At 66.9% G+C, this 25,491-nt stretch carries 18 protein-coding genes and 3 rRNA genes; 13 read left to right on the top strand and 8 right to left on the bottom strand.

Features of this window, described 5'->3' with window-relative positions; genetic code table 11:
- Positions 1–11 precede the first annotated feature (11 nt).
- The 8 genes from HNR07_RS24055 to rrf all read left to right on the top strand — a co-directional run bounded on the left by HNR07_RS24055 (position 12) and on the right by rrf (position 11,857).
- Entirely contained in the window at positions 12–500 is a 489-nt protein-coding gene (locus HNR07_RS24055; RefSeq protein WP_184366909.1) for a phage holin family protein, read from the top strand.
- Between the two features lie 6 nt (positions 501–506).
- Positions 507–1,439, top strand: coding sequence for an alpha/beta fold hydrolase (locus HNR07_RS35170; RefSeq protein ID WP_312893966.1), 933 nt, complete (start codon positions 507–509; stop codon positions 1,437–1,439).
- A 51-nt stretch (positions 1,440–1,490) separates the two neighbouring features.
- The gene (locus HNR07_RS35165; RefSeq protein WP_246420480.1) at positions 1,491–2,006 is read left to right on the top strand and encodes a DUF309 domain-containing protein; all 516 of its coding nucleotides are present in this window, start codon (positions 1,491–1,493) and stop codon (positions 2,004–2,006) included.
- A 732-nt stretch (positions 2,007–2,738) separates the two neighbouring features.
- Positions 2,739–5,177 (top strand): sodium-translocating pyrophosphatase, encoded by a 2,439-nt coding sequence (locus HNR07_RS24045; protein ID WP_184366908.1) that lies wholly within the window; start codon positions 2,739–2,741, stop codon positions 5,175–5,177.
- A gap of 330 nt (positions 5,178–5,507) precedes the next feature.
- The gene (locus tag HNR07_RS24040) at positions 5,508–5,999 is read left to right on the top strand and encodes a SixA phosphatase family protein (protein WP_184366907.1); all 492 of its coding nucleotides are present in this window, start codon (positions 5,508–5,510) and stop codon (positions 5,997–5,999) included.
- Positions 6,000–6,691: 692 nt separating this feature from the next.
- A 16S ribosomal RNA gene (locus HNR07_RS24035) occupies positions 6,692–8,224 on the top strand.
- Positions 8,225–8,555: 331 nt separating this feature from the next.
- Positions 8,556–11,649: ribosomal RNA gene (locus HNR07_RS24030) — 23S ribosomal RNA — on the top strand.
- A 92-nt stretch (positions 11,650–11,741) separates the two neighbouring features.
- A 5S ribosomal RNA gene (gene rrf / locus HNR07_RS24025) occupies positions 11,742–11,857 on the top strand.
- The 16S, 23S and 5S rRNA genes sit together here, the layout of an rRNA operon.
- 189 nt (positions 11,858–12,046) lie before the next feature.
- On the opposite strand, the gene serB is transcribed toward rrf, so the two are convergent.
- The 3 genes from serB to HNR07_RS24010 form a co-directional block, all read right to left on the bottom strand.
- Positions 12,047–13,270 (bottom strand): phosphoserine phosphatase SerB, encoded by a 1,224-nt coding sequence (serB, locus tag HNR07_RS24020; protein ID WP_184366906.1) that lies wholly within the window; start codon positions 13,268–13,270, stop codon positions 12,047–12,049.
- Positions 13,271–13,352: 82 nt separating this feature from the next.
- Complete coding sequence (locus tag HNR07_RS24015) at positions 13,353–14,006, bottom strand: DUF1707 SHOCT-like domain-containing protein (RefSeq protein WP_184366905.1); 654 nt, start codon at positions 14,004–14,006, stop codon at positions 13,353–13,355.
- A 160-nt stretch (positions 14,007–14,166) separates the two neighbouring features.
- Positions 14,167–14,928 carry a hypothetical protein gene (locus tag HNR07_RS24010; protein ID WP_184366904.1) on the bottom strand — a complete coding sequence of 254 codons (762 nt, stop codon included), beginning with the start codon at positions 14,926–14,928 and terminating at the stop codon, positions 14,167–14,169.
- Positions 14,929–14,983: 55 nt separating this feature from the next.
- Between HNR07_RS24010 and HNR07_RS24005 the strand changes: the two genes are divergently transcribed.
- The 3 genes from HNR07_RS24005 (at position 14,984) to HNR07_RS23995 (ending at position 17,929) form a co-directional block, all read left to right on the top strand.
- Positions 14,984–15,769: an ABC transporter ATP-binding protein gene (locus tag HNR07_RS24005; protein WP_184366903.1), complete on the top strand. Its 786-nt coding sequence runs from the start codon at positions 14,984–14,986 to the stop codon at positions 15,767–15,769.
- Positions 15,770–16,092: 323 nt separating this feature from the next.
- The gene (locus HNR07_RS24000) at positions 16,093–17,022 is read left to right on the top strand and encodes an SPFH domain-containing protein (protein WP_017584025.1); all 930 of its coding nucleotides are present in this window, start codon (positions 16,093–16,095) and stop codon (positions 17,020–17,022) included.
- A gap of 148 nt (positions 17,023–17,170) precedes the next feature.
- Positions 17,171–17,929, top strand: coding sequence for a sulfite exporter TauE/SafE family protein (locus HNR07_RS23995; RefSeq protein ID WP_184366902.1), 759 nt, complete (start codon positions 17,171–17,173; stop codon positions 17,927–17,929).
- A gap of 23 nt (positions 17,930–17,952) precedes the next feature.
- Here HNR07_RS23995 and HNR07_RS23990 read toward each other — a convergent pair whose 3' ends face one another.
- From HNR07_RS23990 to HNR07_RS23980, 3 genes are all read right to left on the bottom strand, one after another.
- Complete coding sequence (locus HNR07_RS23990) at positions 17,953–18,576, bottom strand: HD domain-containing protein (protein WP_184366901.1); 624 nt, start codon at positions 18,574–18,576, stop codon at positions 17,953–17,955.
- 205 nt (positions 18,577–18,781) lie between these two features.
- On the bottom strand, positions 18,782–19,684 hold the full coding sequence (locus tag HNR07_RS23985; protein WP_184366900.1) for an alpha/beta hydrolase family protein: 903 nt from the start codon (positions 19,682–19,684) through the stop codon (positions 18,782–18,784).
- Positions 19,678–20,268 carry a TetR/AcrR family transcriptional regulator gene (locus tag HNR07_RS23980; protein WP_017584021.1) on the bottom strand — a complete coding sequence of 197 codons (591 nt, stop codon included), beginning with the start codon at positions 20,266–20,268 and terminating at the stop codon, positions 19,678–19,680. The genes HNR07_RS23985 and HNR07_RS23980 overlap by 7 nt, the downstream gene beginning before the upstream one ends.
- A gap of 470 nt (positions 20,269–20,738) precedes the next feature.
- Here HNR07_RS23980 and HNR07_RS23975 point away from each other — a divergent pair, with 470 nt between their 5' ends.
- Complete coding sequence (locus HNR07_RS23975; RefSeq protein WP_221318911.1) at positions 20,739–22,259, top strand: aldehyde dehydrogenase (NADP(+)); 1,521 nt, start codon at positions 20,739–20,741, stop codon at positions 22,257–22,259.
- A 61-nt stretch (positions 22,260–22,320) separates the two neighbouring features.
- Here HNR07_RS23975 and HNR07_RS23970 read toward each other — a convergent pair whose 3' ends face one another.
- Positions 22,321–22,947 (bottom strand): hypothetical protein, encoded by a 627-nt coding sequence (locus HNR07_RS23970; RefSeq protein WP_184366898.1) that lies wholly within the window; start codon positions 22,945–22,947, stop codon positions 22,321–22,323.
- Positions 22,948–23,134: 187 nt separating this feature from the next.
- Here HNR07_RS23970 and add point away from each other — a divergent pair, with 187 nt between their 5' ends.
- Positions 23,135–24,211, top strand: coding sequence for an adenosine deaminase (gene add, locus HNR07_RS23965; protein WP_246420478.1), 1,077 nt, complete (start codon positions 23,135–23,137; stop codon positions 24,209–24,211).
- A 40-nt stretch (positions 24,212–24,251) separates the two neighbouring features.
- On the opposite strand, the gene HNR07_RS23960 is transcribed toward add, so the two are convergent.
- Positions 24,252–25,430, bottom strand: a complete 1,179-nt coding sequence (locus HNR07_RS23960; protein WP_246420476.1) for a DUF418 domain-containing protein — start codon at positions 25,428–25,430, stop codon at positions 24,252–24,254.
- Between the last annotated feature and the right edge of the window lie 61 nt (positions 25,431–25,491).

Below are 25,491 nucleotides of genomic sequence, written 5' to 3'. Positions count from 1 at the left end.
GAACCCCCACGATGGTGGACAAGCCGGGTGCCGGCCAACCTGGCGCTGCCAGCGATTCCGACCGCTCCATCGGTGAGTTGGTCTCCGACGCCACCGACAACCTCTCCCGCATCGTGCGGCTCGAGATCAAGCTCGCCAAGCTCGAAGCCAAGGCCGACGCGGTCAAGATCGGCAAGAGCCTCGGGGAGTTCGGGGCCGCCGCCTTCGTCCTCCACCTGGTCCTGATCCTGTTCTCGGTCACCGTGGGCCTCTTCCTCGCCGAGGTGGCGGGGTGGGCCTTCTGGCTCTCCTTCCTGACCGTCACCGGCTTCTACCTGCTGATCGCCGCCCTCCTCATCCTGGTCGCGGTGATCAACCTGAAGCGCCGCCAGGGCCTGGCCCGCACCGCGGTCACCACCTCGCGCCTCATGGGGATCCTGCGCGGTGAGATCCGGCCGCCCCGCGGCACTGACGTCGAGGCCGCCGCGGAAAGCGAGACCCCCGCTCCCGCCGGCCGTTAACCGACGGTGCTGGACGACTCGGCCGCCTACGTCGACGGTCCCTGGACCCACCGAACGGTCAGCGCCGCCGGTGCCCGGTTCCACGTGGCCGAACTCGGCGAGGGCCCGCTCGTCCTCCTCCTACACGGGTTCCCCCAGTTCTGGTGGGCCTGGCGCGACCAGCTGCCCGCACTGGCCGAGGCGGGGTACCGGGCCGTCGCGGTCGACCTGCGCGGCTACGGGGCCAGCGACAAGACCCCGCGCGGCTACGACCTCGTGGGACTGGCCCAGGACATGGCGAGCCTGGTCCGCGCGCTCGGCGCGGCCGACGCCGCCGTGGTCGGCCACGGAGTCGGCGGGCTCGTCGGATGGACCATGACCGCCTACCACCCCGGTGCGGTCCGCGCCCTGGCCGCGATCTCGGCCCCCCATCCCCGCCGCGCGGCGCGCGTCCTGTTCTCCGGCGGGCCGGGCACCCGGCACATGCTCCGCGCCCAGCTGCCGATCCTGCCCGAACACCGCCTCCTCGCCGACGGCTGCGTGCGCGTGGGCGAGCTCCTCGACGAGTGGTCCGCCCCGGGCTGGCCGGACCGGGAGGCGCAGGAGCGCTACCGGCTCGCGTTCTCGATCCCCAAGGTCTCGCACTGCTCGCTGGAGTACCACCGCTGGATCTTCCGGTCGCGGTGGCGCACGGACGGGCTCAGGTACGCCAACCGGATGCGGCTCCCGGTCCGGGTGCCCGTCCTCCAACTGCACGGGGCCCTGGACCCCGTGTGCCCGCCGGATACCGCGCGCTCCTCCCGCAAGCATGTTCTCGGTCCTTTCGCTTGGGTACGGGTGTCGGACGCCGGTCACTTTCCCCACGAGGAGCGCCCGCGCGAGGTGGAGCGGGCTCTCGTAGGGTGGTTGCGGGAGATCGACGGCGAACGACCGGCAGCGGACGACAGCCGACAGCGGTGAACGTCCGGCGGCGAACAGCGGTAAGCAGCGGTGAACGGCGGTGGGGCACGCATGAGCAGGGGACCTCGACCCGGGGCGGACGGAGTCCGCGATCGCGACGAGACCGGACGGGCACAGAACCAGCGACCGCGGGACCGTTACGGTCGCCCGATGCCGCACGGCAGCGTCGGCGAGGTGGACCGGGTCCCCGACGACGCCGTGTTCACCGTGGAGGAGGGCATCGCCGAGGCGCAACGCCTGCTCGACGGCGGGTTCGCCTTCACCGCCCACGAAGTGCTCGAAGCGGTGTGGAAGTCCGTGGACGAGCCGGAACGTGAACTGTGGCGGGGGCTCGCGCAGACCGCCGTGGGTGTCACGCACGCCCAGCGCGGTAACCGGGTCGGAGCGGCCCGCCTGCTCCGTCGCGGCGCGGACCGGGTGGAGCCCTTCGGCCCCGACGCTCCGCACGGGGTGGACGTGGCCGCCGTGGCGGCGTTCGCCCGGGCCCTGGCCGACGACCTCGATTCCGGCCGCGCGACCTCCGGCGACGGTATCGACCCCTCGGGGATGCGCCTGCGCCAGGCGTAGGTCCGTCTCGCCCGGTGAGCGGGACCATAGAGAGGGCGGCGAGGGGACGGAGTCCTTCGTCTTCCGGGCGACAGCGGCCTTTTCGGGATACGGTTGCCCGGAGCGTGATTCCGTCCAGGCCGAAACCACGCCCCGTCCCAGGGGATGTCAAGAAGCGGCGCGGGGGGCGGCTGGTGTTCTCCGGTGGCTGTCAGACGATCGCCGTGGAGCCCTCTGGCCTCCCGCTTCCCCCTGGTGTGCCCGGTGCGCCCGAGACCACTGTGGCTTCTGATTCCTAAGCGGCAAATTTCCCTTTCATGGGCCTCTGCGTGCTTTAACGTTAACATCGAATTAACACGTTATGCGGAGCTATGCGCGATCAATCAGGTCGATAAAGCACTTTATCCGATTCTCAAGATCACCGTGAGATCACATCTTTAATCTCTCTTGGGCAAATGCCGAATCGGCTCTCTGATTTATTTCTTTCCGTGCGTAGAATCCCCGGATCACCGTCCGCGCGTGAGTAACTGCGGACGGCGTGCACCACACAGAAAGGTGGCACCGCTTCGACCCCGACAAGCGTGCCGTCGAGCCAGTTCAGATGCCTTTCGGACGGCGGTACGTCCACGGCGGTGCGCGGCACCGAAGCCTACGAGGCCGACGTTTCGCACGCCTTCGCGGAGGGGTCGAAAAGGACGTGCCCGTCTCAAGGAGGACGGATTGTCTGGGCTCAACCTCGCCACTGGAAGTGGCATGGCTCTAGCGCTCGAGGGGAGGGACCTCACCCTCGTCATCGTCGTGATGGTGGTCGCGCTGCTCGCGCTCGCCGTCGCCGGAATGCTGGTTCGTGAGGTCCTGGCCGCCGGTCAGGGCACCGAGCGAATGCGCAACATCGCGGTCGCGGTCCAGGAAGGAGCTGCGGCCTACCTGAAACGGCAGTTCCGAACCCTCGCGGTGTTCGTCGTCGCCATCCCCCTTCTCCTACTCCTGCTGCCCGCGGACAGCTGGGCGATCGCCATCGGGCGGTCGCTCTTCTTCGCCCTCGGCGCGCTGCTCTCCGCCGCGACGGGGTTCATCGGCATGTGGCTCGCGGTCCGCGGCAACGTCCGGGTCGCCGCGGCCGCGAGGGGCGGCGGTGAGAGCGACAACCACCGCGCCATGCGGATCGCCTTCCGCACCGGTGGCGTCGCGGGCATGATCACCGTCGGCCTCGGCCTGTTCGGTGCCGCGCTCGTCGTCGTCCTCTACCGGGGCGACGCCCCCATCGTCCTCGAGGGCTTCGGCTTCGGCGCCGCGCTCCTGGCGATGTTCATGCGTGTGGGCGGCGGCATCTTCACCAAGGCCGCCGACGTCGGCGCCGACCTCGTCGGCAAGGTCGAACAGGGCATCCCCGAGGACGACCCGCGCAACGCCGCCACCATCGCGGACAACGTCGGCGACAACGTCGGCGACTGCGCGGGCATGGCCGCCGACCTCTTCGAGTCCTACGCCGTGGTCCTCGTCGCCTCGCTCATCCTCGGCCGGGTCGCGTTCGGCACCGAGGGCCTGGTCTTCCCGCTGCTGGTCCCGATGATCGGTGTCATCACCGCCATCATCGGCATCTTCATCGTGGCGCCCAGGGCCAAGGACAAGACCGCGATGACCGCGATCAACCGCGGCTTCTTCATCTCCGCCGCGATCTCCGCCGTCCTGGTCACCGCCACCGCCTTCTGGTACCTGCCCAGCAGCTTCGAGGAGATGAGCGGGGTCAGCGAGAGCGTCATGGCCGAGATCGCCGAAGCGGGCACCAACCCCGACCCGAGGTTCATCGCGGTCGCCGCGGTCCTCATCGGTCTGGTGCTCGCCGCCGCCATCCAGCTGCTCACCGGCTACTTCACCGAGACCGACAAGCGCCCGGTCAAGGACATCGGCGAGAGCTCCCAGACCGGCGCGGCCACCGTTATCCTGTCCGGCATCTCCGTCGGCCTGGAGTCGGCGGTCTACTCGGCCCTGCTCATCGCGGGCGCCGTGTACGCGGCGTTCCTCCTGGGCGGCGGATCCATCACCCTGAGCCTGTTCGCCGTGGCCCTCGCCGGAACCGGTCTGCTCACCACCGTCGGCATCATCGTCGCGATGGACACCTTCGGTCCGGTCTCCGACAACGCCCAGGGCATCGCCGAGATGTCCGGGGACGTCGAGGGCAGGGGAGCCGAGATCCTCACCGGTCTCGACGCCGTCGGCAACACCACCAAGGCGATCACCAAGGGCATCGCGATCGCCACCGCGGTCCTGGCCGCCACCGCCCTGTTCGGCGCGTTCCGTACCTCGGTACAGGAACAGCTCAGCCTCGCCGGGCTCGACCCCGACTCCTTCTCCCTCTCCCTGGACCAGCCCGACGTGCTCGTCGGCGTCATCATCGGCGCCAGCGTCGTGTTCTTCTTCTCCGGCCTGGCGATCATGGCGGTGGGCCGCGCCGCCCAGCGCGTGGTCCTGGAGGTGCGCAACCAGTTCCGCACCCGCCCGGGGATCATGGACGGCACGGAGAAGCCGGAGTACGCGCGGGTGGTCGACATCTGCACCAAGGATTCGCTGCGCGAGCTGGTCACCCCCGGTCTCCTCGCGGTCCTGGCCCCCATCGCGGTCGGGTTCGCCTTCGGGTACGCCCCGCTCGGCGCGTTCCTCGGCGGTGCCATCGCCGCCGGTGTGCTCATGGCGGTGTTCCTGTCCAACTCCGGCGGCGCCTGGGACAACGCCAAGAAGCTGGTGGAGGACGGTCACCACGGCGGCAAGGGTTCCGCCGCCCACGAGGCCACGATCATCGGTGACACCGTCGGCGACCCCTTCAAGGACACCGCGGGCCCGGCCATCAACCCGCTGCTCAAGGTGATGAACCTCGTGGCCCTGATCGTCGCGCCCAGCGTGGTGCTCTACGCGGACAACACCGCTCTGCGGGTTGGCGTGACCGTGGTCGCGGTGGGTGTGCTGGTCGGCGCCATCCTCTGGTCGAAGAACCGGGGCGCGGGTACCGAGACCGACCTCGCCGAGATCAGTGGTGCCACCGCGCCCAAGGACGCCCCCGAATCGGGTGACGGCGGCGCCGTCACCGAGGGGGACGACACCGAGGTCTCCGGGGACGGCACCGAGAACGGCCCGGAGAACAAGGACGGCGACCGTAGGGAGGAAGCCCGCGCGGGGGATGCCGGCAAGGGCTGACCCCCTGCTCCCACTCCTCTCCTTCTGTTAGGACAGTGTCTTCTGAAGACTGTCCGAGCGTGCGGCCGCCCGGGCCCTCCCCGGGCGGCCGCACCGTGTGCGGGCACCGGGAGAGCGGGCACGGGGAGAGAAGGGGACACCAAGGGAGGGGTGCCGTCCAGGGTGGTGAGGACACACCTAACCTGGGTGGGCGTGACCGCGCAGGTCACGGCGGACCGACCACATGGTCAAGGGAGCGGCGTTGTCGGGGTTCAAGGGTTTGTTGGTCATCGTGGGGGTGATGGTGGGCTTCATGGCCCTCCTCGCCGTGGTCGCGACGGTGCTGTCGTCATGAACCGGACGCTCCTGCTGATGCGCCACGCCAAGGCCGAGGACAGTTATGAGGTCACGGACTACGACCGCGCCCTCACCGCGAAGGGGTGGGGCCAGGCCGAACGCGTCGGCCAGCTGCTCGCCGAGCGGGGGTACACCCCGGACCGCGTGATCTGCTCCGCGGCCAAGCGGACCCGCCAGACCCTGGACGGGGTCCTGGGCGCCATGGAACGCTCCGGCGGACTCCCCTCCCGGCCGGAGACCGACTACGCCGAGGCCGCCTACCTCGCGGGAGCGGACGAACTCCTGGGGCTGGTCAACCTGGTCGACGCCGACGCGAGCACGGTCCTGGTAGTCGGACACAACCCGACGATTGCCCAGGTGGCCGCTTCCTTCGTGGGCAGCGAGGCCCTGGTTGCCTACTCCCCGGCGACCGTGGCCGCCGTCGACCTCGAGGTCGAGTGGCTGTACGCCGCCCCCGGGACCGGCGCCGGCAGCATCCTCAACTGAACGAACGGGGCGTGATCCAGGATGTGACCCAGGACACGTCCACGATCGTTTGCATCACCCCGGGGCGGGGGGGTAGTGTTCTCCGAGTCGCCTCCTAACGGCCCAAGGCCGCAAGGGGAGCACGATCTTCTCGGTCGAAACGAACACGGGTTCTCCGTGGGCGTGATCGGATCTTCGAGTCAGACACTCTCCGAAGCACAGCGGTTCGAGCACTGCTCGCGCCGTGTAGGCTCGGGGAGTTGCTTCGAACAGACCAGCGGAAACAACGCGGTGAAAACACCGCCGAGGAAACGCTAGGCTGGGAAAGGCACAACGGGCTTTACCCCGATCAGGAACAACACAAACCGCCGATTTGGCGGGGCGCGGAACACCTGATAAAGTAAAGACACAACACAGCGTATCTGCCGCTCACGCGGTGGACCGGACGCGAAAGCGGCCAAAACGCAGAAAGCCTTCCACGGAAGAGCAGACGGAACCAGCTGGTTCTGGCGCTTGTACGGGAAGAGTGATTGTTTCTTGAGAACTCAACAGCGCGTGTTTGATTTTCTTTAAGCCATGTTTGTTTTGGCCCCGACGCACTTCGGTGCGTAGGGTTCCTTTGATTGGTCATCGCGAGATGATCGGTCAGGATTTCTTCTAGGTTTACTCACCCCAGGCTGACCCTCGCGGTCGCCGGGATGGGTTGTTTGACCTTTATGGAGAGTTTGATCCTGGCTCAGGACGAACGCTGGCGGCGTGCTTAACACATGCAAGTCGAGCGGTAAGGCCCTTCGGGGTACACGAGCGGCGAACGGGTGAGTAACACGTGAGCAACCTGCCCCTGACTCCGGGATAAGCGGTGGAAACGCCGTCTAATACCGGATATGACCTGTCACCTCATGGTGGCGGGTGGAAAGTTTTGTCGGTCAGGGATGGGCTCGCGGCCTATCAGCTTGTTGGTGGGGTAACGGCCTACCAAGGCGATTACGGGTAGCCGGCCTGAGAGGGCGACCGGCCACACTGGGACTGAGACACGGCCCAGACTCCTGCGGGAGGCAGCAGTGGGGAATATTGCACAATGGGCGAAAGCCTGATGCAGCGACGCCGCGTGGGGGATGACGGCCTTCGGGTTGTAAACCTCTTTTACCACCAACGCAGGCTCCACGTTCTCGTGGGGTTGACGGTAGGTGGGGAATAAGGACCGGCTAACTACGTGCCAGCAGCCGCGGTAATACGTAGGGTCCGAGCGTTGTCCGGAATTATTGGGCGTAAAGAGCTCGTAGGCGGCGTGTCGCGTCTGCTGTGAAAGACCGGGGCTTAACTCCGGTTCTGCAGTGGATACGGGCATGCTAGAGGTAGGTAGGGGAAACTGGAATTCCTGGTGTAGCGGTGAAATGCGCAGATATCAGGAGGAACACCGGTGGCGAAGGCGGGTTTCTGGGCCTTACCTGACGCTGAGGAGCGAAAGCATGGGGAGCGAACAGGATTAGATACCCTGGTAGTCCATGCCGTAAACGTTGGGCGCTAGGTGTGGGGACTTTCCACGGTTTCCGCGCCGTAGCTAACGCATTAAGCGCCCCGCCTGGGGAGTACGGCCGCAAGGCTAAAACTCAAAGGAATTGACGGGGGCCCGCACAAGCGGCGGAGCATGTTGCTTAATTCGACGCAACGCGAAGAACCTTACCAAGGTTTGACATCACCCGTGGACCTGTAGAGATACAGGGTCATTTAGTTGGTGGGTGACAGGTGGTGCATGGCTGTCGTCAGCTCGTGTCGTGAGATGTTGGGTTAAGTCCCGCAACGAGCGCAACCCTTGTTCTATGTTGCCAGCACGTTATGGTGGGGACTCATAGGAGACTGCCGGGGTCAACTCGGAGGAAGGTGGGGACGACGTCAAGTCATCATGCCCCTTATGTCTTGGGCTGCAAACATGCTACAATGGCCGGTACAATGGGCGTGCGATACCGTAAGGTGGAGCGAATCCCTTAAAGCCGGTCTCAGTTCGGATTGGGGTCTGCAACTCGACCCCATGAAGGTGGAGTCGCTAGTAATCGCGGATCAGCAACGCCGCGGTGAATACGTTCCCGGGCCTTGTACACACCGCCCGTCACGTCATGAAAGTCGGCAACACCCGAAACTTGTGGCCTAACCCTTCGGGGAGGGAATGAGTGAAGGTGGGGCTGGCGATTGGGACGAAGTCGTAACAAGGTAGCCGTACCGGAAGGTGCGGCTGGATCACCTCCTTTCTAAGGAGTCTTTACAGGTCGGCGCTTTTTCTACAGCCGGCCGGACTCGAAAGTGGACCTGAGCGTCCGGGCCTTGAGGGTCTGGTGCGACTCGGGAGTGGCTGAAGTGAAATCGGACTTGACCCCTGGCGACTAGAAGCGTCGGGGGGCGCGCTGTTGGGTATCTGAGGAAGCAATCCCGGCCATCGGCTCCTTTCGGGGGCGGGTGGTCGAGTTGGTTCCCGCTACCACCTCTGAGAACTCCCAGCTTTCGGGTTGGTGTGAGGTATCGGGGTTTGTGGTTGGTGTTTTGATTTGTGAATAGTGTGCGCGAGCATCTTATTATCTGTAGTGGCCAAGTGATAGTGGCACACGGTGGATGCCTTGGCATCAGGCGCCGATGAAGGACGTGGGAGGCCACGATAGGCCGCGGGGAGCTGTCAACCGAGCTTTGATCCGCGGGTGTCCGAATGGGGAAACCTAGCCCGAGTTGTGTCGGGTTGCCGCTACCTGAATGTATAGGGTAGTTGGTGGTGACGCGGGGAAGTGAAACATCTCAGTACCCGTAGGAAGAGTAAACAACAGTGATTCTCCTAGTAGTGGTGAGCGAACGGGGAAGAGGCTAAACCGCATGCGTGTGATAGACGGCAGTCGTTGCGTGTGCGGGGTTGTGGGATGCATCTTTTCAGGTCTGTCGGCCTGGAGCGCTGATGATTTTTCTAGCTGAATCCGTTGGGAAGCGGTACCGGAGTGGGTGAGAGTCCCGTAGGTGAAGGAAGAGTCTAGGTGTTGATGTTCTCCCGAGTAGCGCGGAGCCCGAGAAATTCCGTGTGAATCTGGCAGGACCACCTGCTAAGCCAAAATACGTCCTGATGACCGATAGTGCACTAGTACCGTGAGGGAAAGGTGAAAAGTGCCCCGGTGAGGGGTCGTGAAATAGTACCTGAAACCGTGTGCTGTCAAGCCGTCAGAGCTGAAGCTTGTCTTTGGTGATGGCGTGCCTTTTGAAGAATGAGCCTGCGAGTCATGGTGTGTGGCGAGGTTAACCCGGGTGGGGTAGCCGTAGGGAAACCGAGTCTGAATAGGGCGTTTGAGTCGCATGCTGTGGACCCGAAGCGGAGTGATCTACCCATGTCCAGGGTGAAGCGGGGGTAAGACCTCGTGGAGGCCCGAACCCACCAGAGTTGAAAATCTGGGGGATGAGGTGTGGGTAGGGGTGAAAGGCCAATCAAACTCCGTGATAGCTGGTTCTCCCCGAAATGCATTTAGGTGCAGCGTCACGTGTTTCTTGCTGGAGGTAGAGCTACTGTTTGGCTGATGGGCCCTACAAGGTTACTGACGTCAGACAAACTCCGAATGCCGGTTAAGTGAAGCGTGGCAGTGAGACTGCGGGGGATAAGCTTCGTAGTCGAGAGGGAAACAGCCCAGATCATCAGCTAAGGCCCCTAAGCGTGTGCTAAGTGGGAAAGGTTGTGGAGTTGCTGAGACAACCAGGAGGTTGGCTTAGAAGCAGCCATCCTTTAAAGAGTGCGTAATAGCTCACTGGTCAAGTGGTTCTGCGCCGATAATGTAGCGGGGCTTAAGTACACCGCCGAAGCTGTGAAGTCCAAGTTTAGACTTGGGTTGGTAGGGGAGCGTCGTGCATCCAGTGAAGCTGCCGAGTGATCGAGTGGTGGAGGGTGTGCGAGTGAGAATGCAGGCATGAGTAGCGAAAGCAACGTGAGAAACGTTGCCGCCGATTGACTAAGGGTTCCTGGGGCAGGTTAATCCGCCCAGGGTGAGTCTGGACCTAAGGCGAGGCCGACAGGCGTAGTCGATGGATAACGGGTTGATATTCCCGTACCCGTGCACGAGCGTCCAGTACCGAATCAGGTGATGCTAACCACGCTGGATCCTTCGAGCTCCTTCGGGAGATTGTTGGTGTCTGGTCTGGGACCCGAGCTTGTAGTAGGTAAGTGATGGGGTGACGCAGGAGGGTAGCTCTACCCGGCGGTGGTTGTCCGGGGGTAAGCGTGTAGGCCGAGGGGTAGGCAAATCCGCCTCTCATGAAGGTTGAGACGTGATGCCGAGCCGTTTTCGGTGAAGTGAGTGATCCCATGCTGTCGAGAAAAGCCTCTAGCGAGTTCGTGTGTGGCCAGTACCCTAAACCGACGCAGGTGGTCAGGTAGAGAATACCGAGGCGTTCGGGTGAACCATGGTTAAGGAACTCGGCAAATTGTCCCCGTAACTTTGGGAGAAGGGGAGCCCTGTCTGGTGACGGATCTTGCATCCTGAGCTGGGTGGGGTCGCAGATAGCGGGGGGAAGCGACTGTTTATTAAAAACACAGGTCCGTGCGAAGTCGTAAGACGCTGTATACGGACTGACGCCTGCCCGGTGCTGGAACGTTAAGAGGACTGGTTAGTTGGGGTTCGCCCCGGCGAAGCTAGGAATCTAAGCGCCAGTAAACGGCGGTGGTAACTATAACCATCCTAAGGTAGCGAAATTCCTTGTCGGGTAAGTTCCGACCTGCACGAATGGCGTAACGACTTCCCCACTGTCTCAACCATGGGCCCGGTGAAATTGCACTACGAGTAAAGATGCTCGTTTCGCGCAGCAGGACGGAAAGACCCCGGGACCTTCACTATAGCTTGACATTGGTGTTTGGGATGGTTTGTGTAGGATAGGTGGGAGCCGGTGAAGCTGTCACGCTAGTGGCGGTGGAGGCGTTGGTGAAATACCACTCTGACTGTTTCGGGCATCTAACTTTGGACCGTGATCCGGTTCGGGGACAGTGTCTGGTGGGTAGTTTAACTGGGGCGGTTGCCTCCCAAAGAGTAACGGAGGCGCCCAAAGGTTCCCTCAGCCTGGTTGGTAATCAGGTGTTGAGTGTAAGTGCACAAGGGAGCTTGACTGTGAGACGGACGTGTCGAGCAGGAGCGAAAGCTGGGACTAGTGATCCGGCACCGGCGTGTGGAAGCGGTGTCGCTCAACGGCTAAAAGGTACCCCGGGGATAACAGGCTGATCTTCCCCAAGAGTCCATATCGACGGGATGGTTTGGCACCTCGATGTCGGCTCGTCGCATCCTGGGGCTGGAGTTGGTCCCAAGGGTTGGGCTGTTCGCCCATTAAAGCGGCACGCGAGCTGGGTTTAGAACGTCGTGAGACAGTTCGGTCCCTATCCGCTGTGCGCGTTGGAGACTTGAGAAGGGCTGTCCCTAGTACGAGAGGACCGGGACGGACGAACCTCTGGTGTGCCAGTTGTCCTGCCAAGGGCATGGCTGGTTGGCTACGTTCGGGAGAGATAACCGCTGAAAGCATCTAAGCGGGAAGCTTGCTTCGAGATGAGGTCTCCTGCCTCCTTTGAGAGGGTAAGGCTCCCTGTAGACGACGGGGTTGATAGGCTGGATGTGGAAGCCCTGTGAGGGGTGGAGCTGACCGGTACTAATAGGCCGAGGGCTTGTCCGCTGCAGATAATTGGATGTTCGCGCACGCTTGTTCACGGATTTTCGCCGTGTGGATTCCTTCCTTTGGGGGTTGAGTCTGCTTGGTGTTGGTTTCCGTGGTGGTTTTAGCAGGAGGGTCACACCCGGTCTCATTCCGAACCCGGTCGTTAAGTCTCCTTGCGCTGATGGTACTGCTCTGTGATGGGGTGGGAGAGTAGGTCGCTGCCACGGTTTTTCTTGAGGGGAGGGGGTTCGTTCTTCGGAGCGGGCCCCCTCCTTTTTTGTTGTGGGGGTTTGTGAACATGTGAATGCGGGGGTGGGGGTGTTGTGTGGTGGGTGGGTTTGGTCGGGTTCTCGGTGATCTTGCTACGGGTACGTCAGAGGGGACTCCGCACGTGCGGAGTCCCCTCTGACGCTTGGTTAGTCCTGGGGTGCTGTTACGAGGTCGGCGGCTTCGATTTCTTCGCGGGTGATGCCGAGGATGAAGGCGATGGTGTCCAGGTAGGGCACGTTCACCGAGGTGTCGGCCTGTTGGCGGACGACCGGCTTGGCGTTGAAGGCGACGCCAAGGCCTGCGGTTTGGAGCATGTCGAGGTCGTTGGCGCCGTCGCCCACGGCCATGGTTTGTTCGAGGGGGACGCCAGCTTCTTCGGCGAAGCGCTGGAGGGTGGTGGCCTTGCCCTTGCGGTCGATGACGGGGCCGACCAGGTTGCCGGTGATTTTGCCGTCGATGATTTCCAGGGTGTTCGCCGCGGAGTAGTCCAGACCGAGGTTCTCCACCAGGACATCGGTGATCTGGGTGAAGCCGCCGCTGACGATGCCGCACTCGTAGCCGAGGCGCTTGAGGGTGCGGACGAGGGTACGGGCGCCCGGGGTCAGCTGGATTTCTTCGCGGACCCTGTCGATCGCGGAGGCGTCCAGGCCCTTGAGGAGGGACACGCGTCGGCGGAGGGACTCCTCGAAGTCGAGTTCGCCGCGCATCGCTTCTTCGGTGACCTTGGCTACCTCGTCGAGGCAGTTCGCGTGGGCCGCGAGGAGTTCGATGACCTCGCCCTGGATGAGGGTCGAGTCGACGTCCATGACGATGAGGTGCTTGCCGCGGCGGTGCAGGCCGCTGGCTTGCACGGCGACGTCCACACCCTGGGTGGCGGACTCCATGGCGAGTTCGGCGCGGAGCTGGTCCGGGTTGCCTCCGGAGATCTCCATCTCCACGGAGGTGACCGGATAGCCGGAGAGCCGCTCTATGCGGTCGATGTTGGCTCCGGAACGGGCCACACAGGACGTGATCGCTCCCAGGGCGCCGGGGCGTAGGGGTGCGGCGAGGACGGTGACGTGGAGCCGCTCGGAAGCGATCTCGTTCACGCGGTTGTTGCCGTCGGCGTACTCGACCTCCATGTCGAGGTCGATGGCGGTCTTGTCCAGGGCGGAGCGGATCTCCTCGAAGACCCGCTGGCGGCTCACCCCAGGGGCGACCCGTTCGTCGACCTCCAGAATCGCGCCCAGGACCAGTCGCCCGCCCAGGACGACCTGCTCGAGGTCGACGATGGTGACGGGGAAGACGGAGAGGGTGCTCAGAAGGCGTGCGCTGATGCCCGGACGGTCGCGTCCGGTCACCGTGACCAACAACGTGGATTCATCACTCATGGCGATCTTCACGGTACTCGGCCGTGGGGCGGGAGTGACGGTCAGGGGCCGGGGTTTTCGCAGCTAGTTCACTATGTGGACACTATTTGTCACGGCGGCCCCTGCGCTTCTTCTTCACCTTCTTGGCCTTGACGTCCACTCCGCCCAGCATGCAGGTGCCGGTCAGGTGTACGACGGGGGCGTTTGGGTCCGTGACCTGGTCCGTTCCGTGCAGGTCCGTCCCGCCCAGAATCGCTGACGTGTTGTTGATCACCCGCACCCCGTGGGGCACGGTAATGTCGACCCCGCCCATGATCACGGCGAGCTGGATGGTCACCTCGGGCTGGCTCAGCACCGCTTCGCGCAGGTCCAGTTCCACCCCGCCGCAGAGCACGGAGACGTTGGTTCGGGGCTCCACCAGCCAGCGGCCCCGGCGCTCGCAGCCGCCGAAGACCGCGACGAGGTTCTCCGAGCCCTTGCTCTGCCCGGCCAGGTCCCGCGCTTCGCTGCCGAGGACCTCCATGCCGTTGTCGAGCCCGCCGTCCGTGGCGGTGCGGCCGTACGGCACGGAGGTTCCGGAGCCGGGGAGGTCGGAGATGATCGGGGACAGCTCCCCGATGGTCTTGGCCTTGTAGAGAGTGTCCAGGCGCTCCTCGTGTTCGACCGGGCTGAGCCGCCCCTCCGCGAGGGCGTCACGGAGTCGTTCGGCAACCTGGTCCCGGTCCGCGTCCGAAGCTCGGATGTGCTCGGGTTGCATGATGACGGCTCTCCTCCTCATACGGGTCGGCCACGGGCGGCCTCTCACCCTGTGCTGCTCTCACCCAAGTATCGGGGTGGGAGCTTCACGTGCGGATCAGGTGAATCCCCTGGCTTCACCCGGAGAATTCCCGACACCACTCCCAGGGTTCCATACCCGTCTACGGCAGCTCTATGGCGGCGTGCGCCGCCACCAGGGCCCTGCGCACTGCCGCGTCGAGCTGGTGGAGGGCGTCCCGGCGGAGCTGTGCCTGGTAGGCGCTGAGGCCCCTTCCGGAGGTGGGCTCGGCCAGTTCCACTACTCTTGCCAGCCGCTCGGCCTGAGCCGCCACCCGGTGCGCGCGGTGAGGGTAGCCGTGGGCCAACAGCGGGACACCCGGGTCACCCAGGTCACCGAGGGCCCTGTGCACGGCCGGGGCGAACCCCGCGACGTCGTCCACGCCCTGGAGTTGTTCGGCGACCTGGAGCAGCGTGAGCTTGAGCTGCCGCTCGGCCTCGGGCAGGTCGGGTGTTCGGGGAACGGCGTCGTTTGCCGGATACGGAGCCCACGAAACGCCCACGTAGGATGAACCACGCCGGTCGGCGGCGGGCACCAGGCCCACCTGCCGGTCGGCGAGCTGCACCAGCACCCCCTCCTGAGCCTCGATGGCGGCCTGGTTGAGCTCGGCCGGGCCCACCAGCCCGAACGGATCACCCCAGGCGGGCAGCGCCAACCGGAACGCGGACAACCCCAGGCCACGAAGGCGTACCAGTGCGGTACGCAGCGGTACGCCGCTGTCGAACGGCAGGTCGCCTGGAGGTACTGTCCCGATCAGGTTGGGGCCGCCCCGGCGTTCCACGGCGTCGACGGCGTCGTCCAACCCGACGTGGCCGGACAGCCAGGCGTTGCCCCAGGCGACGAGCGGTGCGGACGTCAGTTGCATTACTTCAGGGTAGGGCGGCCCGTGCACCGGCGTGGGACGTGACGATAGGAGGATGATGGACGGGCGTGTTCTGGGCCTGAACGGGGTCACGGTACGGCGCGGCGGCGAGAACCTGCTCGACGGTGCCGACTGGTCGGTGCTGGAGGGCGAGCGCTGGGTCGTGCTCGGTCCCAACGGGGCGGGCAAGACCACCCTGCTGAACGTGGCTTCCAGCCAGCTGTACCCCACCGCGGGCAGGGTCGAGATCCTCGGGGAGCACCTCGGCGGAGTCGACGTGTTCGAGCTGCGGCCGCTGATCGGCTACGCGGGCGCCTCGGTGTCCAACCGGATCGAGGAGGGCACGCCTGTTCTCGATCTGGTGGTCAGCGCCGCCTACGGGTATCTGGGGCGCTTCCGCGAGGAGTACGGCACCCCCGACTACGGTCGGGCGCGTGCGCTGCTGGGTCACTGGGGCGTGGCCGACCTCGCCGACCGCGACTTCCACACTCTTTCCGAGGGCGAGCGCAAGCGGGTGCTGATCGCCCGCGCGCTGATGTCCGACCCCGAGCTGCTGCTCCTGGACGAGCCCGCGGCCGGGCTGGACCTGGGCGGCCGTGAGGACCTGCTGCGTCGTCTGGGCAAGCTGGCCGCGAACGCGATGGCGCCGGCGCTGGTGGTGGTCTCCCACCACGTCGAGGAGATCCCGCCCGGCTTCACGCACGGGCTGCTGATCCGGGACGGGGCCGTGGTGCAGGCCGGGCCGCTGGACGAGGTGATGACCGCCGAGCACCTCAGCGAGACCTTCGGGCTGCCGTTGAAGGTGGAGCGCGACGGGGGACGTTGGACGGCCAGGGCTGTCTAGGGCCGCCCTCGTCCCCCTGAGGTTGGCTGCCTGCCTGACGTGGCTGTTCCCGTGAAATAGGGGACGTTTATATGCCGAGAATGTATTGTCCGTAAATCCTATTTCCGTCCGGATGTGGTCGTCCCGGAGGGGTATGGGGTAGCGTCAACGTTCAGTGAGCGGATCGCTCTATTTCGGCGCGCTTTATGATCATCCCCGGCGGGCCGCGAGGGTGCGGTCCGCTTCCACGCTGCCTGTCACCCCCGTCAGGAGATCCGGAGCTGCCGCAGATGCCGCTGTTGAACACCGTTACCCGGTTCGACGTCGGGAGGGTTCGCTAACCCATGGCTACGAGCATCATCGTCGTCGTACTTTTCGTCGCCGTCCTGTTGATCATCTTCTGGCGAAGCGTGCGTATCGTGCCGCACTCGATGGAGGACGTGGTCGAGCGTTTCGGTAAGTTCCACCGAACGCTCAGTTCCGGTTTCAACATCGTGATTCCCGGTGTTGACCAGGTCCGGGAACGTATCGACCGCCGGGTGCAGGTGGTCAGCTTCCCGCCGCAGTCGGCCATCACCGAGGACAACCTGGCGGTCGAGGTCGACTCCGCGGTCTACATCCGGGTCGTGGACGCCTACCGCGCCACCTACGAGGTCGCCAACTTCATCCAGGCGGTCGAGCAGCTCACCCTCGCGACCCTGCGCAACGTGATCGGTGGCATGAACCTGGAGGGCACGCTCACCTCCCGGGACCAGATCAACCGCGAGCTCAAGTCCGTACTGGACGAGGCCACGCGCGACTGGGGCATCGAGATCAGCCGGATCGAGCTCAAGGGCATCGAGCCGCCGTCCTCCGTGCAGGAGGCGATGGAGATGCAGATGCGCGCGGACCGCGAGAAGCGCGCCCAGCTGCTCAGTGCCGAGGGTGAGAAGCAGGCCCTGGTTCTGCGGGCCGAGGGTGAACGCTCCTCGTCCGTGCTGAAGGCGAAGGGTAACGCCGAGGCGCAGATGCTCACGGCCAAGGCCGACGCGGACGCTCAGACCCTGCGGGCCCGCGGTGAGGCCGACGCCATCCACATGGTGTTCAAGGCCCTGCACACGAGCCGGGTCGACCCGGACGTGCTCGCCTACCAGTACCTCCAGAAGCTCCCGGAGATCGCCAAGGGCGACGCCAACAAGGTGTGGATCGTCCCGGCGGAGATGGGTCAGGCGCTCCAGGGCGTCAGCAGCGCCTTCGAGCGCATCCAGAAAGAGGTCGTGAAGATCCCGACCTGACCTGATTCCTCGTGAGGCCCCGCGGTACCCGAACCGGTGCGGCGGGGCCTCGTGTTCGTCCGGCCCCGGCCTGATGATCCGATGACCGGGTCTCGTAGTCTGTTCTGGCCCTCGAGGGTCGGGGAGCGTAGTTCGGAAGGCCGGTGGGATGGAACTCTGGGAGGCCCTGGCCATTCTGATCGCCGGTGTGGCCGCCGGCGGGATCAACGCCATCGCCGGTTCGGGGACGCTCTTCACCTTCCCGGTGCTGCTCGCGCTCGGCTACCCGCCGATCACCGCGACCATCTCCAACAGCGTCGGCCTTGCCCCCGGGACACTCAGCGGAACCATCGCCTACCGGCGCGAGCTGGCCGGGCAGAAGGAACGGCTGATCCGTTTCGGTACCATGTCCTTCCTCGGCGCCTTCACCGGCGCCATGCTGCTGATCTACCTGCCCTCGGGCGTCTTCGAGTCCGTGGTGCCGTTCATGATCGGCGGTGCCTGCCTGCTGATCATCTTCCAGCCCCGCATCACCAAGTGGGCCCGCTCGCGCAAGCCCGCCTCGAAGAACGGCGGCGTCTGGATGCCGGTGGGCGCATACGGGGCCGGGACCTACGGCGGGTACTTCGCCGCCGCACAGGGGATCATCCTGATCAGCCTGCTCGGCGCGACCCTGGACGACGACCTCCAGCGGCTCAACGCTCTGAAGAACGCGCTGGCCACCATCGCCAACAGCACCGCCGCGGTGTTCTACATCGTGCTGGCCTCACCCGCGTGGCCCGTGGTGGCCCTGCTCGCGGTCGGCACCATCGTCGGCGGCTACCTGGGCGCCAACTTCGGCCGCAGGCTCAGTCCGACGGCCCTGCGCGCGGTGCTGGTCATCGTCGGTCTGACCGCCGCGGTCCAGCTGATCATGGGCCGGGTCTGACCCGGTTCGGCCCGTCCGGCCGCTCAGCCGCGGAAGTAGCCGCGCCGGTCCGCGTCGTCGATCAGGGCGGTGGCGTAGGACCCCAGGGCCTCGGAGCCCTCGGAGATCATCTTCACCTTCTCCATGACCTGTGCCCGGGTCACGCCGAAGCGCACCCACGCGCCGCCCTCGTTGTGCCAGTTGGCGAGCATCGGGGCGAGGCGGTCGACCGCGCGGGCGAACCGCGCCTCCGGGGTCAGCCGCGCCTCGAACTCCTCCCACAGCTCACGGGCCCGGACGGCCTGGTCCTCGGGCAGGAGCGGGAAGAGGCGGTCGGCGGCGGCGCGCTCGCGCTCCGCCTGCGTCTCGGTGCTGACCTGGTCGAACAGGAAGGTGTCGCCCGCGTCGATCTCCACGATGTCGTGGATCAGGAGCATCTCGGTGACGCGATCGATGTCGGTGCCCTCGGGCGCGTACTCGGCGAAGGTGCGGGCGGACAGCGCCAGGTGCCAGGAGTGCTCCGCGGAGTTCTCCCGCCGGGAGCCGTCCACCAGCAGGTTCTGCCGCAGGACCCGCTTGAGTTTGTCCACTTCGAGGATGAAGCGCAGCTGCGCGTTCAGCCTCTCGTTGTCGACCCCGCTGGCAAAGACCGGTGCCGGTTCCGTCACGTGGTTCGCCCTCCTGGTGGATGAGTCGAAACGGATCAGATGGGACCGCTGGCGCGGTCGCCCCTGGATGATCCCATGGAACGTGTACTGACTGTCGCGGTGACGTCCGGGAAGCGGCCTCGGGGCAATGCCGCGGGGTGCTGTGGGTGAACGTCGGCTGTTGCCGTGTCCGGGACGCGCGACCGGGACCGGGGGAAGCCGGGACCTAGGAGTCCGCGGGCGCCTGGACCTGCGTGGAAGTGGTCAGGTGCAGGTGGAACCACTCGGTGAGGGCTCGGTCGGTGAGCACCCCGGCTGGCGTGAGCGGGCCCGGTTCGAGGCCGGGCTCGGGGCCGATCGCGTGTGCCAGGTCGGGCACCACGATGTGACGGAGCGCATGCCGGACGTCCCGCTGAAGGCCCTGCTCCGCGCTCTGCCGGGTGAGGACGTCGTGGAAGGCGCGGCCGTGCTCGGGCGGGGCGACCTCGTCCCGGCCGCCGTTGACCACGAGCATGGGGGTGCCGGTGCCGGAGATCTCGGCGGCCCTGGCGGAGAAGTCCAGCCAGCTCCGGGTCTGCTGGGCCTGCGGGCCCCAGCGGTACGGGGTGCCCGTGCGGCGTTCGCGGGCGGCCATGAGGAGTGAGGGGTCCACGATCGGGTTGATGACCGCTGCCGCGCCCAACGGCAGGCGTTTCTCGGCCAGGGCCAGGAGTACGGCGCTGGCTCCGGCGCCCACCCCCACCAGGCCGACCGGGACGTCGGCGACGGGGAAGGTCGAACGCAGCTCGTCGACGACCCGGCGCAGTTCGGCCGCGGCCTCCTCGACCACCGGGCCGAAGAGCTCGACGAGGTAGTCGCGTTCACCGCGCTGGTTGATCTCGGCCACACCGCCCTCGGGCAGGCGGTGGCCGAACAGGGGTAGGCCGAGGTAGACGCGCCAGGCCGGGAGGGAGGCCATGGGGACCGCTCCGGCCAGGGCCGACTCACTGCGCGGTGGTTCGAAGGCGTGCAGGCCCACCACGAGCGGGGCCGGGACGTCGGTGGCCGCGGCCGGGGGCAGGGCGAGGAAGGGCACGCCCGCGGCGGTGCCGGTGAGGGGTGCGGAGAGGGACGGTGCGTCGACTACCAAGGATGATCGCCTCCGTTGCGTTCGGAGAAGTGGGACAGGTAGCTGCTGACCAGGCGCTTGGCCTCGTAGACGAGGGCGGGGTCGCCGTCGGGGTTGTCGCGGAAGGCGAGTTTGAGGACGGCGTCCGCGGCTTCGACGGCGACGTGGATGGCGCGGTCGAGTTCGTCGTCGTCGGGGATTCCGGTGACGGAGACGATGATCCTGCGCAGCCGCACCGAGATGACGCGGTTGTTGTCGCTGCCGCCGCTGAGCAGCCGGGGGTCGACTATGTCACCGAAGTGCAGGCTGCGAAAACCCGGCACGTTGCGGTGCATGTCGATGTACTCGTCGATGATGGCGTCGACGGCCACGGTCCAGTGGGTGAACGAGGCGTCCGCCAGGCGTTCGGTGACCCGGGAGCTGAACTGGTCCAGGAAACGCAGTCCCAGGGCCTGGGTGATCGCCTTCTTGTCCGGGAAGAACTGGTAGACGGAGCCGATGGCCACCCCGGCGCGTTCGGCGATGCGGGTGGTGGAGAGGTTGTCGTAGCCGACTTCGTCGAGGAGGTCGGCGCAGCAGTCGAGCATGCGCTGGACCCGGACCATGCTGCGCTGTTGGGCCGGGAGCCTGCGCAGGGGGGCCTGGGCGAACGCGAGTTCGTCGTTGGCGACGCTTGCGGGTCCACGGCTCTTACGCGGAGCGGCGGTCCCGTTGTTCGCACCGGGGTTCCGCCGCGCGCGCGGGGGCGTTGAACTTCGGGAATTAGTCGTCACAACACCTATGATGCCTTTCCGGAATCAACTGGTTCCGGGGAAATTCCAGTTTCGTTCCCGGGATCCTCGGGGGAGCGCGTTCCCGGCCGGTGCGGCCGACGTTCTGCGAGGTGGCGGCGGCGTGGGGACGCGGGGGCGGAGCCGCGTCTTTTGTCTGTTGCGCCGCTCGGCGCCGCACGGTGTCGCCTTGGGTAGTCGAGCGCTCGCCCTCCGAGCGGTGTGCCGTGCCGAACAGAAGGGGTCATGGCATCGTGGGTTCTGTGCCCGACGCAGGGCGCGTACCCCTCCAGGAGGTTCTGGACATGACCACCGAAACCCCACGCGTCACCTCGGCCCCGGACGTTGCAGCTAGCCCCGGAGCCGCAGCGGAAGGGCTCCGTGAGACCACTCCCGAGGAACTCGACGCCGTACTGGAGCGCGCGGCCGCCGCGGCTCCGCTCTACGCCGCCCTGCCCGCCGCCGAACGCGCCCGCGCGCTGCGGGCCGTGGCCGACGCCCTGGACGGTGCGGCCGACCGGCTCGTCCCCGTCGCGATGGCCGAGGCCCACTACCCCGAAGCGCGCTGCCGGGGTGAGCTCGGCCGGACCACCTTCCAGCTGCGCCTGTTCGCGGACGTCCTGGAGGAGGGCGAGTACCTGGAGGCGATGATCGACCCGGCCGACCCGGACTGGGGCACGCCGCGGCCGGACGTGCGGCGCCTGCTGGTCCCGCTGGGCCCGGTGGTGGTGTTCGGGGCCAGCAACTTCCCCTTCGCCTTCTCCACGGCCGGCGGCGACACCGCCTCGGCCCTGGCCGCGGGCTGCCCGGTGGTGGTCAAGGCCCACCCCGGCCACCCGGAGCTCGCCCGCCTGACCGCTGAGCTGGTGGTGGCCGCGCTGGCCGACGCCGGTGCGCCTGAGGGTGTGTTCGCACTGGTGAGCGGGTTCGAGGCGGGCAAGCGCGCGGTCACGCACCCGCTCACACGGGCGGTGGGCTTCACCGGTTCCATCCCCGGCGGGCGCGCCCTGTACGACCTCGCGGTCTCACGCCCGGAACCCATCCCGTTCTACGGGGAGCTCGGCAGCGTCAACCCGGTGTTCGTGACCCGCGCGGCGATGTCCGCCCGGGGCGGGGAGGTCCTGGAGGGCTACGCGGGTTCGGCCACGATGGGCTCGGGCCAGTTCTGCACCAAGCCCGGGGTGGTCTTCGTCCCCGAGGGCGCCGAGCTGGACGCGCTGGTCGCCGACTTCGAGGGCCGGGCCGCCGCCCCGCTGCTCAACGACCGGGTGGGTGAGGGGTTCGTCCGCGGGCTGGACGCTCTGAGCGGCCATCCGGCCACGGAGGTGCTGGTCAGGGGGCGGGAGTCTGCCGAGGGCTGGTCACCGAGCCTGCTGCGCACCGATCTCGACTCCCTGCTGGAGTACTCCGAGGACCTGTTGGCCGAGTGCTTCGGGCCCGCCACCCTCGTGGTCTCCTACCCCGACGAACGCCGTCTGCTGGAGGTGGGCGGGGTACTGCACGGCCAGCTCACCGTCACCGTCCACGGCGAGGAGGGGGACCCGATGGCCCCGGCGCTGCTGGCCCTGGGCGCCTCGGTGGCGGGGCGGGTGATCTGGAACGGCTGGCCGACCGGGGTGGCGGTCACCCACGCGATGACCCACGGCGGCCCCTATCCGGCGACGACCGCGCCCCTGCACACCTCGGTGGGCAGTACCGCGATCCGCCGGTTCCTGCGCCCGGTCACCTACCAGTCGGTGCCGCAGCCGCTGCTGCCCCCGGAACTCAGGGACGGCAACCCGCTCGCTGTCCCCCGAAGGGTCAACGGCGGGCTGCCGTCGGAGTGAGTCCTCCGGTCCCTGAGGGCCTGGCCGGCCGGTGTCCTCGGACGCCGGGCCAGCCGGGCGTTCAGCCGTTCGCGGCGTCGTAGCTCTCACGGAACGCCTTGAAGCGTGCGTGCTGCGTCTTGGCGTAGGAGTAGACGAGGGCGAAGGCGACGAGGAACACGAAGGCGGGCGTGAGCCGGATCAGGTTCCGGGGGTCGAATCCGGGGCCGATGACGTCGGCCATGGGGAGGAGGGCGACGAACGCCAGGGCGACGACCAGCCCGGTCAAGGAGTACGCCGGGTTGCTGTTGTGTACGAGCCGGTCGGACAGCCGGCGGGCCAGGCGGTTGGTGGCCGGGTCCGGGCCGAGTTCTCCGGAAGCGGCCTGGAGCTTGGCCGAGGCGTACCGGACCGGGTCGGTCTCCCCGGTCTCGGGCAGGGCCCTCGCGTGGAAGTACATGGGCAGCCCGACCAGCAGCGCACCGACGAGCGTCGCGCCCAGGATCCCGATCAGGGTCCAACCCGGAACGCTGCCCGGAGCGGCCAGGGACGGCGAGGCGGCGGTAGCGGCGAGCAGCACGGTGCCCACAGCGGCCAGGGCAGCGCCGCGGAGGGCGTAACCACCGGGGCTGCTCCGCGCGTAGATCTGGGTCCGGGCGCCGAGGATCTGGGAGCCGGTGGGGCGGGGAGCGGTGGGCTGGGTGGTCATGATCTGGGCCTTCGTCTCGGGGTGCCGTGCCGCTGGGCTAGTGGTCCCCAAACTAGGGAGAGGGACCCGGGCCACACCATGCTCTTTGGTCAGCGCCTCGCGGCGGAGTTGCCCAACTTTCGTCAGGTTGCCCACCCCGGACCCCCAGCGGTGGCCACCGGTCACCCCGCGCTTCTAGGTTGGCGCTATGGATCAGAACTCCCAGTCCCCCGATTCCCAGGCCTGCGCCGGACCGCTCGCCGCCCCGCCAGCCCTCCCGCTCGCCGGCCAGCTCGTCCGGGACCTGCCCAAGGTCGAGCTGCACGTTCACCTCGAGGGCTCAATGCCCGCCGAAACCCTCTTCGAACTGGCCAGACGGCACCGGGTGGCGGGCATCCCGGACACCCTGGAGGAGCTCCGGGAGTGGTACGCCTTCACCGACTTCCCGCACTTCGTCGAGGTCTACCTGGCCTCGGTGCGCACGCTCCGGGACGAAGCCGACTTCGCCCTGCTGACGTCGGTCGTCGCCGAACGGCTGGCCGCCCAGAACGTGCGCTACGCGGAGGTGCACGTGAGCCTGTACGCCCACCTGATGCGCGGGGTCCCGGCGAAGGTGGTCTTCGACGGGATCGAGCAGGCTCGCAGGGAGGCCGAACGCGAGCACGGCATCCAGCTGAGGTGGATCCCCGACTTCCCCGCCGACTTCGGAGTCCAGACTGCGGAGGAGACGGTCGAGGCGGTGCTCCGGGACGGCCCGCCGAGCGTGGTGGGGTTCGGGGTCGGCGGGGTGGAGACTCCGCTCGGACAGTACGCGGAGGTGTTCGGCCGGGCCCGGGCGGCCGGGCTGGCCAGTCTCCCGCACGCGGGTGAGCAGGCCGGGCCGGAACGGGTCCGGGAGGCGCTGGACCTGCTGGGAGCAGAGCGGATCGGGCACGGCATCGACACGATGAAGGACCCCGACCTGTTGGAACGGCTGGTGGACGCGCAGGTTCCGGTGGACGTCAGCCCCACCTCCAACATCTGCACGCGTGTGGTGGACCGGATCGAGGACCACCCGCTGCCCGCCATGCTCGACTCGGGGCTGCTGGTCACCCTCAACAGCGACGACCCCACCCTGTTCGGCAGCGACCTGACCGGTGAGTACGAGATCGCGTACGACCTGGTGGGGCCGGACGGGCTGGTGCGGCTGGCCCGCAACGGCGTGCACGCCTCCTACCTGGGCGCGGCCCGCCGTCGTGAGCTGCTGGCCGAGATCGACGCGGTGGCCGCGCGGCACGGCCTGTAGGCGGGGTCGGCCCGTAGGCGGGCTTCCACCCGTAGGTGCGTCACGAGCGGTAGGTGAGACGGCGCAGCGCGACCTCGGCCGGTCCTCGCGTGTTCCGGCGGCGCATGAGATCGGCGAGGACCACCGTGGTCAGCCACACGGCCACCGCGATACCCGCGGCCAGGGCCGGAGAGGTGAGCTGGAAGTGGAGCGTGTAGGAGGCGAACAGCGCCGCCCACACCGCCGACTGCGCCAGGTAGAAGGTCAGGGACCGCTGTCCCAGCGCCTCCAGCGCGTTGGTGATCGGACCCCGTCGGTCGGACAGGCGCACGGCGATCAGCGCGATCAGCGCCGCGTAGCCGAATCCGGCCGCGTAGCCGGCCACTTGGTGGAGACCGCCGGCGAACATGGCGTCCAGCGGGGAGTACCCGGGCCAGACCTCGGCCTTGATCAGGGCGAGGGGCAGACCGCCCAGCACCCCCAGCGGGAGACCGGCGAAGGCGGCGCCGCGGAGCAGCTTCAGGTGCCGCCGGGGCTCCTCCAACACACGGTGCCGTGCCGCCAGGATCCCTACCAGGAAGGGGACGACGGTGCTGATCACCATGACCGGAGCGATCATCGCGTACATGGTCAGGCGGAAGACGAGCTCTTCCACGAACCCGTCGCCCATCGGAAGGAAGATGCTCTGGCCCGTCATGGCCTGCTCGGCGGCGACCACTCCCTGGATGGTCGCGCCCAGGGGCACCCAGAGCACGGCCAGGACGACGAGTGTCCGGTCCCGGAAGCGCAGCACCCCGACGAAGATCAGCGCCAGCAGGCCGTACACGGCCAGGATGTCGCCGAAGAACAGCAGCGCCGCGTGCACCACGCCGAAGACGATCAGCCATCGGCTCCGGCGGCGCAGCAGGGCGCGCACCCAGGGCCACTCGTGCCCCTGTTCGGTCCGGCGGCGGTAGATCTGGGCGAGGCCGTAGCCGAAGAGCGCCGCGAACATCGGATAGGCGCGGAGTTCGACGAACATGGCGTTGCCCGCGGTGGCGATCTGGTCCGCGGTGGACCCGAGGGCCTCCCCGCCACTGATGATCATGGCGAAGATGTGCGTGTGTGCGAGCGCGATGAACAGGAGCATCACACCCCGGGCCAGGTCGGGTGCGAGGGAGCGGCGGTCGAGCGGGAGCGCGCTGGTGGCACTGGTCGTGGTGGCTGGGTTGGGGGACCCGGTCGTGGGGGTGTGGGGCATGGTGGCCTCCGGGGCCGTGGGTTCGAAAAACGGATGAGACGCTGTACGCGTCTTGAGTCCC

Origin of the sequence: Nocardiopsis metallicus (genome assembly GCF_014201115.1) — a bacterium.
GTDB classification, from domain to species: Bacteria; Actinomycetota; Actinomycetes; order Streptosporangiales; family Streptosporangiaceae; genus Nocardiopsis; species Nocardiopsis metallicus.
The sequence above is the reverse complement of the archived record's forward strand: the minus strand, read 5'-3'. Positions and strand labels throughout refer to the sequence as shown.

Excerpts from the sequence above, each read along its gene's own strand:
- HNR07_RS24055 (WP_184366909.1), top strand. The coding sequence starts at position 12 with ATGGTGGACAAGCCGGGTGCCGGCCAACCTGGCGCTGCCAGCGATTCC.
- HNR07_RS35165 (WP_246420480.1), top strand. The coding sequence starts at position 1,491 with ATGAGCAGGGGACCTCGACCCGGGGCGGACGGAGTCCGCGATCGCGAC.
- HNR07_RS24045 (WP_184366908.1), top strand. The coding sequence starts at position 2,739 with ATGGCTCTAGCGCTCGAGGGGAGGGACCTCACCCTCGTCATCGTCGTG.
- HNR07_RS24040 (WP_184366907.1), top strand. The coding sequence starts at position 5,508 with ATGAACCGGACGCTCCTGCTGATGCGCCACGCCAAGGCCGAGGACAGT.
- serB (WP_184366906.1), bottom strand. The coding sequence starts at position 13,270 with ATGAGTGATGAATCCACGTTGTTGGTCACGGTGACCGGACGCGACCGT.
- HNR07_RS24015 (WP_184366905.1), bottom strand. The coding sequence starts at position 14,006 with ATGCAACCCGAGCACATCCGAGCTTCGGACGCGGACCGGGACCAGGTT.
- HNR07_RS24010 (WP_184366904.1), bottom strand. The coding sequence starts at position 14,928 with ATGCAACTGACGTCCGCACCGCTCGTCGCCTGGGGCAACGCCTGGCTG.
- HNR07_RS24005 (WP_184366903.1), top strand. The coding sequence starts at position 14,984 with ATGGACGGGCGTGTTCTGGGCCTGAACGGGGTCACGGTACGGCGCGGC.
- HNR07_RS24000 (WP_017584025.1), top strand. The coding sequence starts at position 16,093 with ATGGCTACGAGCATCATCGTCGTCGTACTTTTCGTCGCCGTCCTGTTG.
- HNR07_RS23995 (WP_184366902.1), top strand. The coding sequence starts at position 17,171 with ATGGAACTCTGGGAGGCCCTGGCCATTCTGATCGCCGGTGTGGCCGCC.
- HNR07_RS23980 (WP_017584021.1), bottom strand. The coding sequence starts at position 20,268 with ATGGTCCGGGTCCAGCGCATGCTCGACTGCTGCGCCGACCTCCTCGAC.
- HNR07_RS23975 (WP_221318911.1), top strand. The coding sequence starts at position 20,739 with ATGACCACCGAAACCCCACGCGTCACCTCGGCCCCGGACGTTGCAGCT.
- HNR07_RS23970 (WP_184366898.1), bottom strand. The coding sequence starts at position 22,947 with ATGACCACCCAGCCCACCGCTCCCCGCCCCACCGGCTCCCAGATCCTC.
- add (WP_246420478.1), top strand. The coding sequence starts at position 23,135 with ATGGATCAGAACTCCCAGTCCCCCGATTCCCAGGCCTGCGCCGGACCG.
- HNR07_RS23960 (WP_246420476.1), bottom strand. The coding sequence starts at position 25,430 with ATGCCCCACACCCCCACGACCGGGTCCCCCAACCCAGCCACCACGACC.